Here is a 13,224-nt window from a genome sequence, read left to right on the forward strand (position 1 = left end):
CTGGGGGCTAGCTGAGTGGCACCCTGTCGGGTGCGCCATATCGGTCATCCGATCTGACCGAGATGGGGATCGCCCCAAAAAAAGGACCTCCTCGTGGAGGTCAATTCCACCACCACTCAGTGCTCTGCACGATAGCGGAGCAGGTCATCGAAGAAGGAGGGATAGCTTTTGTGGACTACGTCGGGGGTGAGGATGGTTGTCTGGATCTCGCTCTGGTTACTTCCCCATATCCCGAAAGCCATCGCCACTCGGTGGTCGTTGTGTGGGTGAATAGAGACCTCTTTTGCCCCAGGAGTTCGTGTGCCACTCCAGACAATGTGATCCTCTGTAAGCTCAATGCCGGTCACTCCGTAGGGTTGGATATTTTCGATTAGTGAGGCGATGCGATCGCTCTCTTTATTCCTCAATAGGTGTATCCCAGTGATTTCAAAGGGGCAATCCAGAGCCACAGCGGTAAGGGCGATGGGTAGAAAGAGGTCGAGGTTTTGGGAGAGGTCCATCTCTATCCGTTGGGCATGGCAATCCCCTACCCGAGTTATCTGCACGCCTTCGTTGCTTTCTTTAGTCTCTATACCAAAGGTGCGGTACAAATCGGCCACAGCTCTATCGGGTTGGACGCTATCAAGGTTCAATCGAGGGAAGACTATCTGCTCTACCTGAGGGTTGGTGGCGAGCAACTGATACCAAAAGGAGGCGGCACTCCAATCCCGCTCTAGTGGGTATTTGTCCCCTTTTGAAATGACTGATTGGGTCAGTTGGAGGTAGGAGTAGGAGGGGCTATCAGGGGAAAAGTGGTAGGCTATCTTTGTGCCGTAAGCTTCGTTGCAGAGCTCAATAGCACTGAGGTACTGGCTACTGCTCCAGCGATTGGTAAGGGTGGTGTCGTGCACCTCTTTTGGAGGGACAATAATAAGGGTGCTTTCTTCGGACAACCATTGGTAGTCGCCACCTAGTTGGGTGATAAACTGGAGGTCATCTCGCTTAATTCTCTCTATCAATCGTGGCGAACCTACAAGTTGGGTGTCTCCTGGCTCAAAAAGTGAGGCGATGATTAAGAAGCGAATGGCAGTGCCACTCTCTCCACAATCGACTTTGCACGAGGAGCTGCCTTGACGCTTAGCCAATTGCTCCACAGCATGGTAAAGCACCTTGAGGTCGTCACAAAAAAAAGCACCAGTCACTCCCGAACCGATAAGGTCGGAAAGCGACTGATGCTTTAGATAATGTCTTAGTATCTGCCTAGCAGCTACGCTCTTACTATAGGGCAGCTCTATCGTGAGCTGGCGGGGAAAGGTGAGCGGTGGTAGCTGTAGGAGACTGTTGCACGAAGGCGATCTGCGGCGTTGCTTTCGGGATTCGGGCTCGGTCACGTACGTGAGTACGCTCCCAGCGCCCTCACCCTCAGCGCCTTGCATCTCATTCTTCGTGCAACATTCTCGTAGAGGCATAAGGGATGGCTCGCTTACTTCAAGTGCTTGAGCAGATCGCCCTCTAGAGAGCTGGCTCCGATGCGGAAGAGCTTATTGGTCATCCACTCATCGCCTAGTATGCCTTTGACGATGCAAAGGTACTTAATGGCATCTTCGGTAGTACGGACTCCGCCAGAGACTTTGAAGCCTTTTCGGACGCCATACTTATCGTAGTACTGCTTGAGCACTTGGCACATGACATAGGCGGCCTCTAGCGATGCTCCGGGGTAGCCCTTTCCAGTAGAGGTCTTGATGAAGTCGGCCTCTGAGAATAGTGCCAGTATGCTTGCCCTCTGAATGCTCTCAGGGGTCTTAAGAGCACCTGTCTCTAGGATCACCTTGAGCACCTTGCCCTTGGTGACGTCTCGAAGCTCCTCTATCTCGTCGGTAACGGCTTGGTAGTCGCCACTGAGGAAGTTGCCAATATGCAGCACAATATCTATCTCATCGGCGCCATCGGCAAGGGCAAGAGAGGTCTCTGCCACCTTGATCTCTTGGAAGGTCTGCGAGCTAGGGAAGCCTCCCGATACACAGCAGACGTGCACATCTTCGACCATTAGGGTCTCCTTGACCGTCTTGGCAAAGTTGGGGTAAACGCAGATACTTGCTACGGGAGGAATGGTGGGATTGGTATCGTCGAGGTCGTTGACACTCTTGACGAAGTTGTATATCTGATCCGTATTATCCTCAGAGCCCAAGGAGGTGAGATCGATGGTGCTGTGGAGGAAGCTGATGGTATCGTGATTATTGAGTGCATCGTAGTGGGTATCGATCAGCTTCTTAATCTCGGACTGGATCTCTTCCACTGTCTGCACAGGTGCAAAAACTGAAAAAGCCTCTTCAAACTTGCTCTTACCTACATGCTTGTGTGGCTGTTGATTTTCTAATGTCATAACCTTTATTTATATAGCTTGTTGTTATTAATATGTCTATCTCTATCGCGTTGGCTCTTCTTCTGGATATTCTTCTGAAACGCCTCTGTGAGGTCGCAACCTGTCTGATTGGCAATACAGGTGAGCACCCAAAGAAGGTCGGCCAACTCATCGGCAAGGTGCTCTTGTGTGATCTCCTCGCCTGGCTTCTGGCTCTGTTCGCCATAAAGGCGTGCCATTACCCGAGCCACCTCCCCCACCTCTTCGGTGAGAACCGCCATATTGGTGAGGGGGTCGAAGTAACGAACGCCATACGCCTTAATCCATTCGTCCACAGTGGATTGTAGCTCCTTTAGTGTCGGGCTATTCATCTATTTCTACTGTCTATTACAATGGTAACAGGGCCATCATTCTGTAAGGTCACCTGCATATCTTCACCAAAGATACCTTTTTGCACTGGTTTACCCAAATTGTCGGATAGCCGTTGGCAATATTTATCATACATTGGGGAGGATAGCTCTGGTCGCTCTGCCTTGATGTAGCTTGGTCGATTGCCCTTTCGGGTATCGGCTAGTAGGGTGAATTGGGAGACGCATAGGATCTCGCCCTCTTGCTGCAATATGCTCTCATTCATCACCCCATTGGCATCGTCGAAGATGCGGAGGTTGAGGGTCTTCTTGAGGATATACTCTAGGTCTTCCTCACTATCGCCTACCTCTACGCCGTGGAGGATGAGCATTCCCTTGCCGATCTCGCTGATGAGCAACCCTCGCACCTCTACTTTGGCGTGTGTCACTCTTTGTATCACTACCTTCATCTGTCGTTGCTATTGAAATGTTGATATACGGTCTCCCCTTTTACCTTGCCAATAGAGGCTTGGAGCGCCTCGAGGGAGGCCTCTTTGATGTTTTTGACACTCTTAAACTCCTTGATCAACTTCTGCTTATTCACTGGCCCGATGCCTGGAATCTCGTCCAGTTCGGAGTGGGTTTGTCGCTGACTACGGAGCTTCCGGTGGAAGTTGATGGCAAAACGGTGCACCTCATTTTGTATCCGCTCTAAGAGATAGAAGACTTGGCTCCGCTGCATAATGCCGACGACTTGAGGGGGATCTCCGTAGAGTACCTGATTGGTATTGTGCTTATCGTCTTTGGCGAGCCCCATCACTGGGATCTCTACACCCACCTCTTGGAGTGCCGCTTTCACTACACCCATTTGACCTTTACCGCCATCGGTAATGATGAGGTCGGGTAGCTCCCCACCCTCTTCCTTTATCCTCTGGTACCGCCGAGTCACCACCTCGTGCATAGAGGCGTAGTCGTCGGGACCGGAAACGCCCTTTATCTTATAGAGGCGATAATCCTTTTTACTTGGCTTGGCACCCTTAAATACAATGCAACTAGCCACAGGGTCGCTCCCTTGTATATTGGAGTTGTCGAAGCTCTCCACATGGTAGGGCAGTTTGGGCAAGCCCACAGCATTCATTAGCTCACGTAGGATCTGAGTATTTCGTTGCTCGGGATTCATCTTCTCTGCTTGCTTGTGCTTGTCTCGCATATACTGGGTCACGTTCTGCAGACTGAGGTCGAGCACCTTTCGCTTCTCCCCACGCTTGGGATGGGTGATGGTGTAGTGCGAAAAGTCGCCGAAGGTGGGTGGCTCCTCGAGTATCAGCTCCTGGATATCGTAGTGCGTGCGACTAAGCAACTCGATGAGAGCCGAGGATAGGAAGTCGCTCTCCTCCTCTTCATCCTCAATCAAACGCCGCTTAAACTCTAAGGTACGACCGGCAATGATACTGCCATCATGTATCTCTAGGTAGTTGATATAATGGGCATCCATATCAGATAAACTGCTCACTACCAACGCATTACCTATTACATTACTGATGATGGTGCTCTTGGCTTGGTAGTTGGAAACATCGGTTATCACTCTTTGTATCTCCAGTGCTCGCTCAAAGTCGAGCTCGGCACTCGCCTCAACCATCTTCTCATTGAGTAGCTTCTTCACACCCGAGACATTGCCCCTCAATATCTCTATCGCCTGAGCTACTTGTTCGTCGTACTCTGCCTTCGTGATGTACCCCTCACAAGGGGCGTTGCATCTATTGATATGGTACTTAAGGCAGACACGGAACTTCCCCATCTCTATCCCCTCCTCGCTGAGACGCAAGGCACAGGTGCGGAGCTTATAAATACGCTTGAAGAGATTAACCAAGGTCCACGCCATCCCTTTTGAAGGGTAAGGACCGAAGTACCGACTCCCGTCCTTAATGTACTTAAAGGTGACAAAGATCCGAGGAAACTCCTCCGCTTTCACGCAAATATATGGGTAGGCATCGCCATCTTTAAGTAACACATTGTACTGCGGCTGATACTGCTTGATCAGATTATTCTCCAACAGAAGGGCATCGAGCTCGCTATCCACCACCACATACTCTATCGTCTCAAAGGAGCGTAAAAGGGCACGCACCTTACGCTCCGGATGCTTCTTCTGGAAGTATGAAGCGATCCTCTTGCGGAGGTTTTTTGCCTTCCCGATATAGAGCACTACCCCCTCTGCATCACGGTAGGTATAGCAGCCAGGAAGCTCGGGAATGATACTTATACTCTCCTCTATTTCAGACTTGGTCAGTAGCATGAGTATGTTCCACGTGAAACTATCTGCCGATTAGAGTGAGCAGAATATTAATGTCCGAGGGAGAGATACCTGGAATTCGTGAGGCTTGTCCTATCGTAGAAGGCTGTATCTTATCTAGCTTTTGGCGTGCCTCTATAGAGAGACTATTGATAGAGAGATAGTCGAACCTTCCCTCAATACTGATGCCCTCCAGACGTTTGGCTTTATCCGCCAATTGTTGTTCTCGCTTGATATAGCCATCATACTTATACCGAATCTCCACAGACTCCACCGCCACCTCAGCATTCTCTTCCTGAAGGTAGAAGCGATTGACCTCGTTACAAACCTCACGAAGGTTCTCGTAAGTGATGCCAGGACGAACAATCAACTCCTTAAGCCTCACCTTCCGTTGAATGGGTTGGCTTTCCAAGGAGGTCAGCCATTCATTCACTTCAGGAGTAGGTTCAAGCGAAACCTCCTCTGTAAGCTTGCGAAGCTCCGTCTCCTGTCGCTTTTTATCTTGGTATCGCTTCAGTTGCTGCTCGCCTATCAATCCAATCGCATACCCTAGCTCAGTAAGTCGTTCATCCGCATTATCCTGACGCAAGAGTATCCGATACTCGGCACGACTAGTAAACATTCGGTAAGGCTCATCTACCCCTTTCGTCACCAGGTCATCTATCATCACGCCGATATATGCCTGCTCTCTAGTGAGGACAAAAGGCTGTTCCACGTGGAACGACAAGTGGGCATTGATGCCAGCGACTAGACCTTGTCCTGCCGCCTCTTCATAACCCGTAGTGCCATTGATTTGTCCGGCGAAGTAAAGACCCTTTACTAGCTTCGTCTCCATGGTATGGTGCAACTGAGTAGGGTCAAAGAAGTCGTACTCAATGGCGTAACCAGGTCTTAGAATATGTACATTCCGCAAGGCAGGTATCTTTCTGATCGCCTCTTCTTGAACCTCATACGGCATCGAACTACTAAAGCCATTGAGGTAGCACTCATTGGTATCTACCCCCTCTGGCTCGATAAATATCTGATGATGGTCGCGCTCCGCGAAGGTGACGATCTTGGTCTCTATACTTGGGCAATATCTTGGACCTATTGAAACTATCTGACCATTATAAAGCGGAGCCTCATCGAGGTGGTCACGAAGGATTTGATGTACCTCCTCGTTGGTGTAAGTAATGTAGCAGGAGTGTTGAGGCAACTCCTTATTAGAGCAATTGGGGTCATAGCTAAAATGGTGCCACCCCTCATCACCCGCCTGTTCCTGACAAAGGGAATAGTCAACCGTAGTGCCATCAATACGCATCGGCGTACCCGTCTTCATGCGATCCGTCTTAAAGCCAAGCGAAACCAACTGCTCCGTAAGTCCATAGGCAGCTGGTTCGGCAATACGTCCGCCTTTAATCTGCACCTCCCCGAAGTGCATAACGCCATTGAGGAACGTGCCATTAGCCAAAATCACCTTTGGTGCCATAAACTTTGCCCCAAGATGAGTTTGTACCCCTTTTAGTACCCCGTCCTCAATCAATAGCCGCTCCACGCTATCTTGCCAAAAAGAAAGATGCGGTGTCCGCTCCAGTTCCTCCCTCCATAGACGAGAGAATAACTTCCGATCGGTTTGGGCACGTGGGCTCCACATCGCTGGTCCTTTACTCCGATTAAGCATCCTAAATTGGATCGTACTTCTATCGGTCACCCTTCCCATAAATCCCCCAAGAGCATCAATCTCACGCACAATCTGCCCCTTCGCAATACCGCCCACTGCGGGATTGCAACTCATCTGTGCTATCCGCTCCATATCCATAGTGATGAGCAGCACCTCCGAGCCCAGTAGTGCCGCAGCACGTGCTGCCTCACAGCCAGCATGCCCTGCTCCCACTACAACAATATCGTACTCCTTATTCATTAGCTAATCAATCCCCAATCCTTTTCATTCACTAGCATCTTATCCAAACGCAGCCTTAGCAAGCGGTTTTTATCCAACCGAAGCTCCGGATCCTCCTTCAGGATATGTCCGACCAAGTTGCTACAAAACTGCACATATCGACCGTCCTCCGACAGATCCGCGATACGTAAGTCGAGCCCTACCCCACTCTGGCGTGTCCCCTCCATATCACCATGTCCCCTGATTTTTAAGTCCTGCTCCGCCAAGTAAAAGCCGTCCGTACTCTGGCACATAATCTGAATCCGTTGCAACGACGTCTCCCCAATTGAGTCGCCACTCACTAATATACAATAGCTCTGATGGCTTCCTCGCCCCACACGACCTCGTAGCTGATGGAGTTGCGAAAGGCCAAACCGCTCCGCACTCGTAATCACCATCACCGTGGCATTCGGTACATCCACCCCCACCTCAATCACTGTTGTAGCGACCAAGATATTTGTCTCCCCGCTAGCAAACATCCGCATCTCCTCCTCCTTCACCTCCGGCTTTAGTTTGCCGTGAACCATCCCCACCTTATGTGCCGGAAAGGCGTGCTTAAACTGCTCATAACCCTCCTCCAGACTCATCAAATCCACCTTCTCACTCTCCTCAATCAATGGGAAGACAATATAACATTGTCGCCCCTCCGATAGTTGCTGGAAGATAAATTGATTGACGTCTGCCATCTGATGTGTGTAAGCGTGTTTCGTGATAATCGGCGTACGTCCCGGCGGTAGCTCATCGATTATAGAGACATCCAAATCGCCATAGAGCGTCATCGCCAAGGTACGAGGGATCGGTGTTGCCGACATAATCAAGATATGCGGATTCAAGTGTCGGCTCTTCTCCCAAAGAACACTCCTCTGATAAACCCCAAAGCGATGCTGCTCATCAATAACCGCAAGACCAAGGTTATGAAACTGTACATACTCCTGAGTCAAAATATGAGTGCCCACAAGGATATCTATCTCCCCATTAGCAAGGGCTTCTAGCAGAGGCTTCCGCTCCTTCTGCTTCATCGAACCCGTCAGCAGTGCCACCCTAATATCCTTTTGAGACGCCAGCATATTAGAGATCGACTTAAAGTGCTGCTGCGCTAGGATCTCCGTCGGTGCCATCATACAAACTTGATAGCCACTATCCATCGCTGCCAACATTGAGAGAAGAGCGACCACCGTCTTACCACTTCCCACATCCCCTTGCACCAGACGATTCATCTGCTGGCCCGACGCCATATCGGCTAGGAGTTCTCCTACCACCCGCTCTTGAGCACCTGTGAGTTGGAACTTCAGTCCTTCCCTCTTAAATTTCGTCAAGTGACCATCGTCCTTAGGAGTCACTACCAGTCCAACCGTCTCCTCCTTACGTTCACGGTGCAGATACTGCATCCTCAGTGTAAGATAAAAGAGCTCCTCCATCTTGAGGCGTGCCTGCGCTCGCTGAAGCATACGGGGCGAAGTGGGGAAATGAATCATACTCAGCGCCTCCTCTATAGAGAGCATCTGGTACCCCTGCACAATATATTGTGGCAACGTCTCCTCCAACTTCCCATGCACCTCCATAAGAATATACTTCTGTAGCTCACTGATATTCCTCGAATTGAGACCAGAGCGCTTCATACGCTCCGTAGCAGAATACATCGGGTAGAGCTTTCCCACCGAGCTCAAAGGCCCCTTTGCGGGCTCCACCTCGGGGTGTGGTATGCTAAAGGTATCGCCAAACTTATTGGGTTTCCCAAAGATCGTATAGGGCGTATTGACCTTAAGTGATCTAAGGATATAACTTGCTCCATTAAACCAAACCAATTCAATGACCCCGGCAGCATCCTTGAAGTAAGCCTTCAAACGCTTCTTAGCACCTCTTCCCTCCTCCACAAAACCGATGATCTCTCCTTGTAGTTGCACATAAGGCATCCCATCAATCAGTTCATTGGTAGTATAGATGCGTGTCCTATCCACGTGGCGATAAGGGAAGTAGTAGAGCAGGTCACCCCACGTCTCCACTTCCAACTCCTTCTTTAGGGTGGCAGCTTTTCGCTCCCCCACCCCTCTTAGAAAGGTCACATCACGCTTCAGGATATCATTCATTGCTGACTCTCTCCTCCATAATCCACTCCGCCAACACCCTATCCTTAGGTGTGGTGAGTTTGATATTCTGTTCCTCCCCCTCTACTATCGTCGTATTCAGTCCACCATACTTCTCCACAATGCTTGCATCATCGGTACAAGTAGGGTCAGGCTGTTCATTAAAGGCTTGGTAGGACTTCACAAGCACCTCTCTATCAAATAGTTGAGGCGTCTGTACTAGTCGGATGGTACTTCGGTCTATAGCCTGATTTGCCCCATCGTGTTGCACCAAACGAATAGAGTCAGTCGGGAGAATAGCAGGAACCACCGCCTTAGATTGCCGTGCACTCCAAAGGCGTTGCAACATTGCACGCGTGACAAACGGACGTACCCCATCGTGAATCATCACATACCGTCCAGTGGCGAGTGCCAAACCATTCTGTACACTATCGGCACGTTCCTTACCCCCATCGGTGATCTTAACCTGTATAGAACTCGGAAGGTAACTACGGAGTAGCTCCTCCACATAATCCTGGTCACCGCTGGGTCGTACCAAAATCAATTCGCTATCCACCCAATCCTGAGTTGCCTCATAGATATTGAGGAGCGTCCAGATAATGATCGGTTGATCCTTGAGCTTCAGATATTGCTTAGGTAGCTCCGTACCCATTCTTCGGCCACTGCCACCTGCCACCACTACTACCGATAGCTCCTTCATGGTCATTTACTCTATCTCCCTCAATTCACTTAGATACCACATCACAATCCCCCCAGCGACACTGACGTTCATCGAGTGCTTAGTGCCGTATTGCTCTATCTCCACCACTCCATCCGAGAGGTCAATCACCTCTTGGTCCACGCCATCCACCTCATTTCCTAGCACAATGGCAATGGGTTGGCTCTTACCTAGATGCTCCTTGAGGTTGGGCAGTTTCACCGAGCCTTCTGCTTGTTCTAGAGACCAAATAGTATAGCCCTTATCTCTTAGGAGCTGGATTGCCTCCTGCGTCCGATCAAAGTGCCACCAATCGACCACCTCCTCAGCCCCGAGGGCACTCTTATGTATCTCAGAATGAGGTGGTTGACCCGTAATACCACAGAGATAAAGTCCCTCTAGCCTTAGAGCATCCGCCGTGCGAAAGATAGCCCCCACGTTGTGCATACTCCGGATATTATCCAGTACCACCACAATCGGTCGCTTGCCAGCCTTGGCATATTCCTGAGGGCTGATACGCCCCATCTCCTCTATCCTCAGCTTCCTCATCACTTCGTAAGGTCGGGCAACTGATGATATGAGTAGAGGTCACGAATCGCCTCCTCATAATACTTCTCCACTACAAGTCTCTTGGTCTTCAGACTATTAGTGAGCATACCATTGTCTATTGACATCGGCTCTGTAAGGAGGTAAAACTTCTTGACCTTCTCAAACGAAGCCAGCTCCGCGAGTTGAAGATCAATCCGCTCCTCCAATAGCGAGTGCACCTCAGGGAGCTTTGAAAGTACTTCAAGCTTCTCAGGGATAATCTCCACCCCTCTCTTCTTGAGCTCCTCAGTCACTAACGACCACGATGGGTAGATCAAGGCACTCACAAAGCTACGACCATCGGCAATCACTACCGCTTGCTCAATAAAGGCATCTGAAGTGAGTAGGTTTTCAATCACGTTAGGGGCAATATACTTACCATTCGCCGTCTTAAAGAGATCCTTAGCCCGCTCCTTAAAGAAGAGATTCCCCTCAGAGTCCATAGAGCCGAGGTCGCCCGTGCGGAACCAACCATCACTAGTAAACGCCTCAGCATTCGCTTCTGGAGCCTTATAGTAACCCTTGGTGACGGTATCTCCCTTGACTAGTATCTCTCCGCCGGCTTGCTCATCAATCTTCACCTCAACACCACCTAGCGGGCGACCAATAGAGCCAAATTCAAAGCCATCCATGTGGCAATAAGTGACCGTGGCAGTCGTCTCAGTAAGACCATAACCATAGACAATCGGCACCCCGATGCTGAGCAAGAAGGCTTGTACCTTATCGGCTAAAGCAGCACCAGCAGTAGGGAAAACGAGCCCTCGCTCTACCCCCACCTTTTTCTTCACCCTATTCAATAGAATCATAGAGTAAAAGCCATATTGTAACTTGAGCCAGAAAGGTGGCTTCCTCCCCTTTGCCCGATACTCAAAGTGGTACTTCCGACTTACCTTGAGCGACTCATCGGCAATCTTCTTGAGCAGTGGAGGGAAGCTCTGCATCTTCTCATAGACACCCACATAAACCTTCTCCCAAAAGCGGGGTACATTGCACATATAGTGCGGGCGCACCTCAGCCAAACTATCTAGAATCTTCTTTGGATTGCGATTAATGGCTATCTTCACCCGCATGGAGAGGCAAAGGCAGCACCACATGGCTTCAAAGATATGAGTCATGGGCAGGAAGTTCATACTCACCTTGCCAGGCTTAATCACCTCAATCTCCTTGCTGTGCTGTGTGATCGCCCACTGAACACTGCGGAAACTGATCTGCACCCCTTTAGGCACCCCGCTGGTACCACTCGTATAGAGGATAAGTGCCGTATCATCAAGGTCCCACAGCTCTCGACGCTTCTCCAACTCTACCTCCAGTCCTTGACCCTCAGCGATGCGTAGGAAGTCCTCAATATAGAGCGACTCCTTATCCTCCCCTATTCGTTCAATCGCACGATCAAAGAGTACCAATTGCACCTTTTGCTCCATCCCTAATATCGCCTCAATAGCAGCAAGATACTGAGCCTGTTCGCCCACAAAGAGGAGGTGTGTCTCACTATGCTCCAGCATCATACGCACTTGGGTCGCAGAACTAGAGGCATAAAAAGGGATCGCAATACTCCCCACCTCAAAGGAGGCTAGATAGGTGGCTAGAAATAGCTCGGAATTCTCCGAAAAGATAGCAATACGGTCGCCTCGCTCCACTCCATTGTGGACCATCGACACCGCTATCCTCTGCACAATGCTCCCAAACTGAGCCCACGTCATCTCGTCCCAACTCCCAGAGAGGGGGTTACGAGTCAAGAGACAAGTCTCCTTGGCATACTTCTTAGCATACGCCTTAGGAACATCTACAATCGGTAAAAAAGGGTCGGGAAGTCTCATAGCTTACATCACATCATCAAAAATTGTATTACCTACAATCACAAAGGTACAAAAAATCTAAGAAGCCCTATTCACACGTGTGCCACAAGCAGATAACGATGGGGTCTCTTGTCGGACGAGTCGGACAGGTCAGACAAATCGGACGACCCACCGAAATACTGAAATCTCTGGACCAAGGTCAATTAATACAAACTTCTCCTATAGGCAAGTGTAAGTTAGCCTATAGGAGAAGCTTGGATAGCAAGGACACCATAATCAAACTACCCCGAAGGAATCACACGATCCTTACTCTACTGGGATATATACTCTGCAAGGAAATCTCAAGAAAAATCCAGCAGGATCAGCGTCTTAATCCTTGTTCTAATGGAATATGGCCTAAGACTAGCACAGGGAGCAATGCTCTACATCAATGTGAAAAGTCTTAATCCTCGTATTAATGGAATATGGTCTGCGACATAATTTCAAACTTCGATTGTATCTTGATGACAATGTCTTAATCCTTGTTTTAATGGAATATGGTCTGCGACCTAGAGAAGGTAACCCTACAGCGTAGGGTTCAAGAGTCTTAATCCTTGTTTTAATGGAATATGGTCTGCGACTATGTAGATGAGCAGTGGGAGGAGTTTCAAAAGATGAGTCTTAATCCTTGTTTTAATGGAATATGGTCTGCGACTACAGTCGATCTTGACATGGATAACGCGTTTGTTGCAGTCTTAATCCTTGTTTTAATGGAATATGGTCTGCGACACTATTACTAGACTTGCAGCCTGAATAAGGCCGAGCCGTCTTAATCCTTGTTTTAATGGAATATGGTCTGCGACCTAGAGAAGGTAACCCTACAGCGTAGGGTTCAAGAGTCTTAATCCTTGTTTTAATGGAATATGGTCTGCGACAGCACCTCTCTTAACTCTATCTATTTGAGTGACTTATCTTTTTGAACCCCCTAAAAAGTGGGTAAAAAGGGGTCTCTCAAATTGATGTGCAAAGTTACCAACTATTTTTGAATGATGCAATAGGCTAATTTTGAATTGTCTTTCATCATTTTTTAACGGTCTATAAAAGTAGAATTATACCCCATTTCAATTGTTGGTAGAGTAGAGAAAAAGTTGAGATGCAACTAAGCAAATGACGAGTTGCAACTA

At 49.2% G+C, this 13,224-nt stretch carries 10 protein-coding genes and 1 CRISPR repeat array; all 10 genes read right to left on the reverse strand.

Going from position 1 to position 13,224, the window contains the following annotated elements:
* Positions 1-116: 116 nt before the first annotated feature.
* The 10 genes from HMPREF3027_RS01335 to HMPREF3027_RS01380 are packed head-to-tail and all read right to left on the reverse strand — an operon-like array spanning position 117 to position 12,082.
* Positions 117-1,415, reverse strand: a complete 1,299-nt coding sequence (locus tag HMPREF3027_RS01335; RefSeq protein WP_070706430.1) for a 3-phosphoshikimate 1-carboxyvinyltransferase — start codon at positions 1,413-1,415, stop codon at positions 117-119.
* A gap of 47 nt (positions 1,416-1,462) precedes the next feature.
* Positions 1,463-2,362 carry a deoxyribose-phosphate aldolase gene (gene deoC, locus HMPREF3027_RS01340; RefSeq protein ID WP_018027779.1) on the reverse strand — a complete coding sequence of 300 codons (900 nt, stop codon included), beginning with the start codon at positions 2,360-2,362 and terminating at the stop codon, positions 1,463-1,465.
* 5 nt (positions 2,363-2,367) lie between these two features.
* Entirely contained in the window at positions 2,368-2,712 is a 345-nt protein-coding gene (locus tag HMPREF3027_RS01345; protein WP_070706431.1) for a nucleotide pyrophosphohydrolase, read from the reverse strand.
* Positions 2,709-3,158 (reverse strand): D-aminoacyl-tRNA deacylase, encoded by a 450-nt coding sequence (gene dtd, locus HMPREF3027_RS01350; RefSeq protein ID WP_070706432.1) that lies wholly within the window; start codon positions 3,156-3,158, stop codon positions 2,709-2,711. The genes HMPREF3027_RS01345 and dtd overlap by 4 nt, the downstream gene beginning before the upstream one ends.
* Positions 3,155-4,981: an excinuclease ABC subunit UvrC gene (gene uvrC, locus HMPREF3027_RS01355; protein WP_070706433.1), complete on the reverse strand. Its 1,827-nt coding sequence runs from the start codon at positions 4,979-4,981 to the stop codon at positions 3,155-3,157. Before uvrC ends, dtd begins: the two co-directional genes overlap by 4 nt.
* 19 nt (positions 4,982-5,000) lie before the next feature.
* Positions 5,001-6,878 (reverse strand): tRNA uridine-5-carboxymethylaminomethyl(34) synthesis enzyme MnmG, encoded by a 1,878-nt coding sequence (gene mnmG / locus HMPREF3027_RS01360; protein ID WP_070706434.1) that lies wholly within the window; start codon positions 6,876-6,878, stop codon positions 5,001-5,003.
* Positions 6,878-8,983: an ATP-dependent DNA helicase RecG gene (gene recG, locus HMPREF3027_RS01365; protein WP_070706435.1), complete on the reverse strand. Its 2,106-nt coding sequence runs from the start codon at positions 8,981-8,983 to the stop codon at positions 6,878-6,880. Before recG ends, mnmG begins: the two co-directional genes overlap by 1 nt.
* Positions 8,976-9,686 (reverse strand): 2-C-methyl-D-erythritol 4-phosphate cytidylyltransferase, encoded by a 711-nt coding sequence (ispD, locus tag HMPREF3027_RS01370; protein WP_083317456.1) that lies wholly within the window; start codon positions 9,684-9,686, stop codon positions 8,976-8,978. The genes recG and ispD overlap by 8 nt, the downstream gene beginning before the upstream one ends.
* Complete coding sequence (locus HMPREF3027_RS01375; protein WP_021902837.1) at positions 9,687-10,226, reverse strand: RNA methyltransferase; 540 nt, start codon at positions 10,224-10,226, stop codon at positions 9,687-9,689. It lies immediately after the preceding gene.
* The gene (locus HMPREF3027_RS01380) at positions 10,226-12,082 is read right to left on the reverse strand and encodes an AMP-dependent synthetase/ligase (protein WP_070706436.1); all 1,857 of its coding nucleotides are present in this window, start codon (positions 12,080-12,082) and stop codon (positions 10,226-10,228) included. Before HMPREF3027_RS01380 ends, HMPREF3027_RS01375 begins: the two co-directional genes overlap by 1 nt.
* A 345-nt stretch (positions 12,083-12,427) precedes the next feature.
* A CRISPR array of direct repeats spans positions 12,428-12,975; the repeat unit is 37 nt; unit sequence GTCTTAATCCTTGTTTTAATGGAATATGGTCTGCGAC.
* The last annotated feature ends 249 nt before the right edge of the window (positions 12,976-13,224 follow it).

Origin of the sequence: Porphyromonas sp. HMSC077F02, assembly GCF_001815465.1 — a bacterium.
GTDB classification, from domain to species: Bacteria; Bacteroidota; Bacteroidia; order Bacteroidales; family Porphyromonadaceae; genus Porphyromonas_A; species Porphyromonas_A somerae.

Coding starts and splice junctions, on each gene's coding strand:
- recG (WP_070706435.1), bottom strand. CDS start 8,983: ATGAATGATATCCTGAAGCGTGATGTGACCTTTCTAAGAGGGGTGGGG.
- ispD (WP_083317456.1), bottom strand. CDS start 9,686: ATGACCATGAAGGAGCTATCGGTAGTAGTGGTGGCAGGTGGCAGTGGC.
- uvrC (WP_070706433.1), bottom strand. CDS start 4,981: ATGCTACTGACCAAGTCTGAAATAGAGGAGAGTATAAGTATCATTCCC.
- HMPREF3027_RS01380 (WP_070706436.1), bottom strand. CDS start 12,082: ATGAGACTTCCCGACCCTTTTTTACCGATTGTAGATGTTCCTAAGGCG.
- HMPREF3027_RS01335 (WP_070706430.1), bottom strand. CDS start 1,415: ATGCAAGGCGCTGAGGGTGAGGGCGCTGGGAGCGTACTCACGTACGTG.
- HMPREF3027_RS01345 (WP_070706431.1), bottom strand. CDS start 2,712: ATGAATAGCCCGACACTAAAGGAGCTACAATCCACTGTGGACGAATGG.
- mnmG (WP_070706434.1), bottom strand. CDS start 6,878: ATGAATAAGGAGTACGATATTGTTGTAGTGGGAGCAGGGCATGCTGGC.
- deoC (WP_018027779.1), bottom strand. CDS start 2,362: ATGACATTAGAAAATCAACAGCCACACAAGCATGTAGGTAAGAGCAAG.
- dtd (WP_070706432.1), bottom strand. CDS start 3,158: ATGAAGGTAGTGATACAAAGAGTGACACACGCCAAAGTAGAGGTGCGA.
- HMPREF3027_RS01375 (WP_021902837.1), bottom strand. CDS start 10,226: ATGAGGAAGCTGAGGATAGAGGAGATGGGGCGTATCAGCCCTCAGGAA.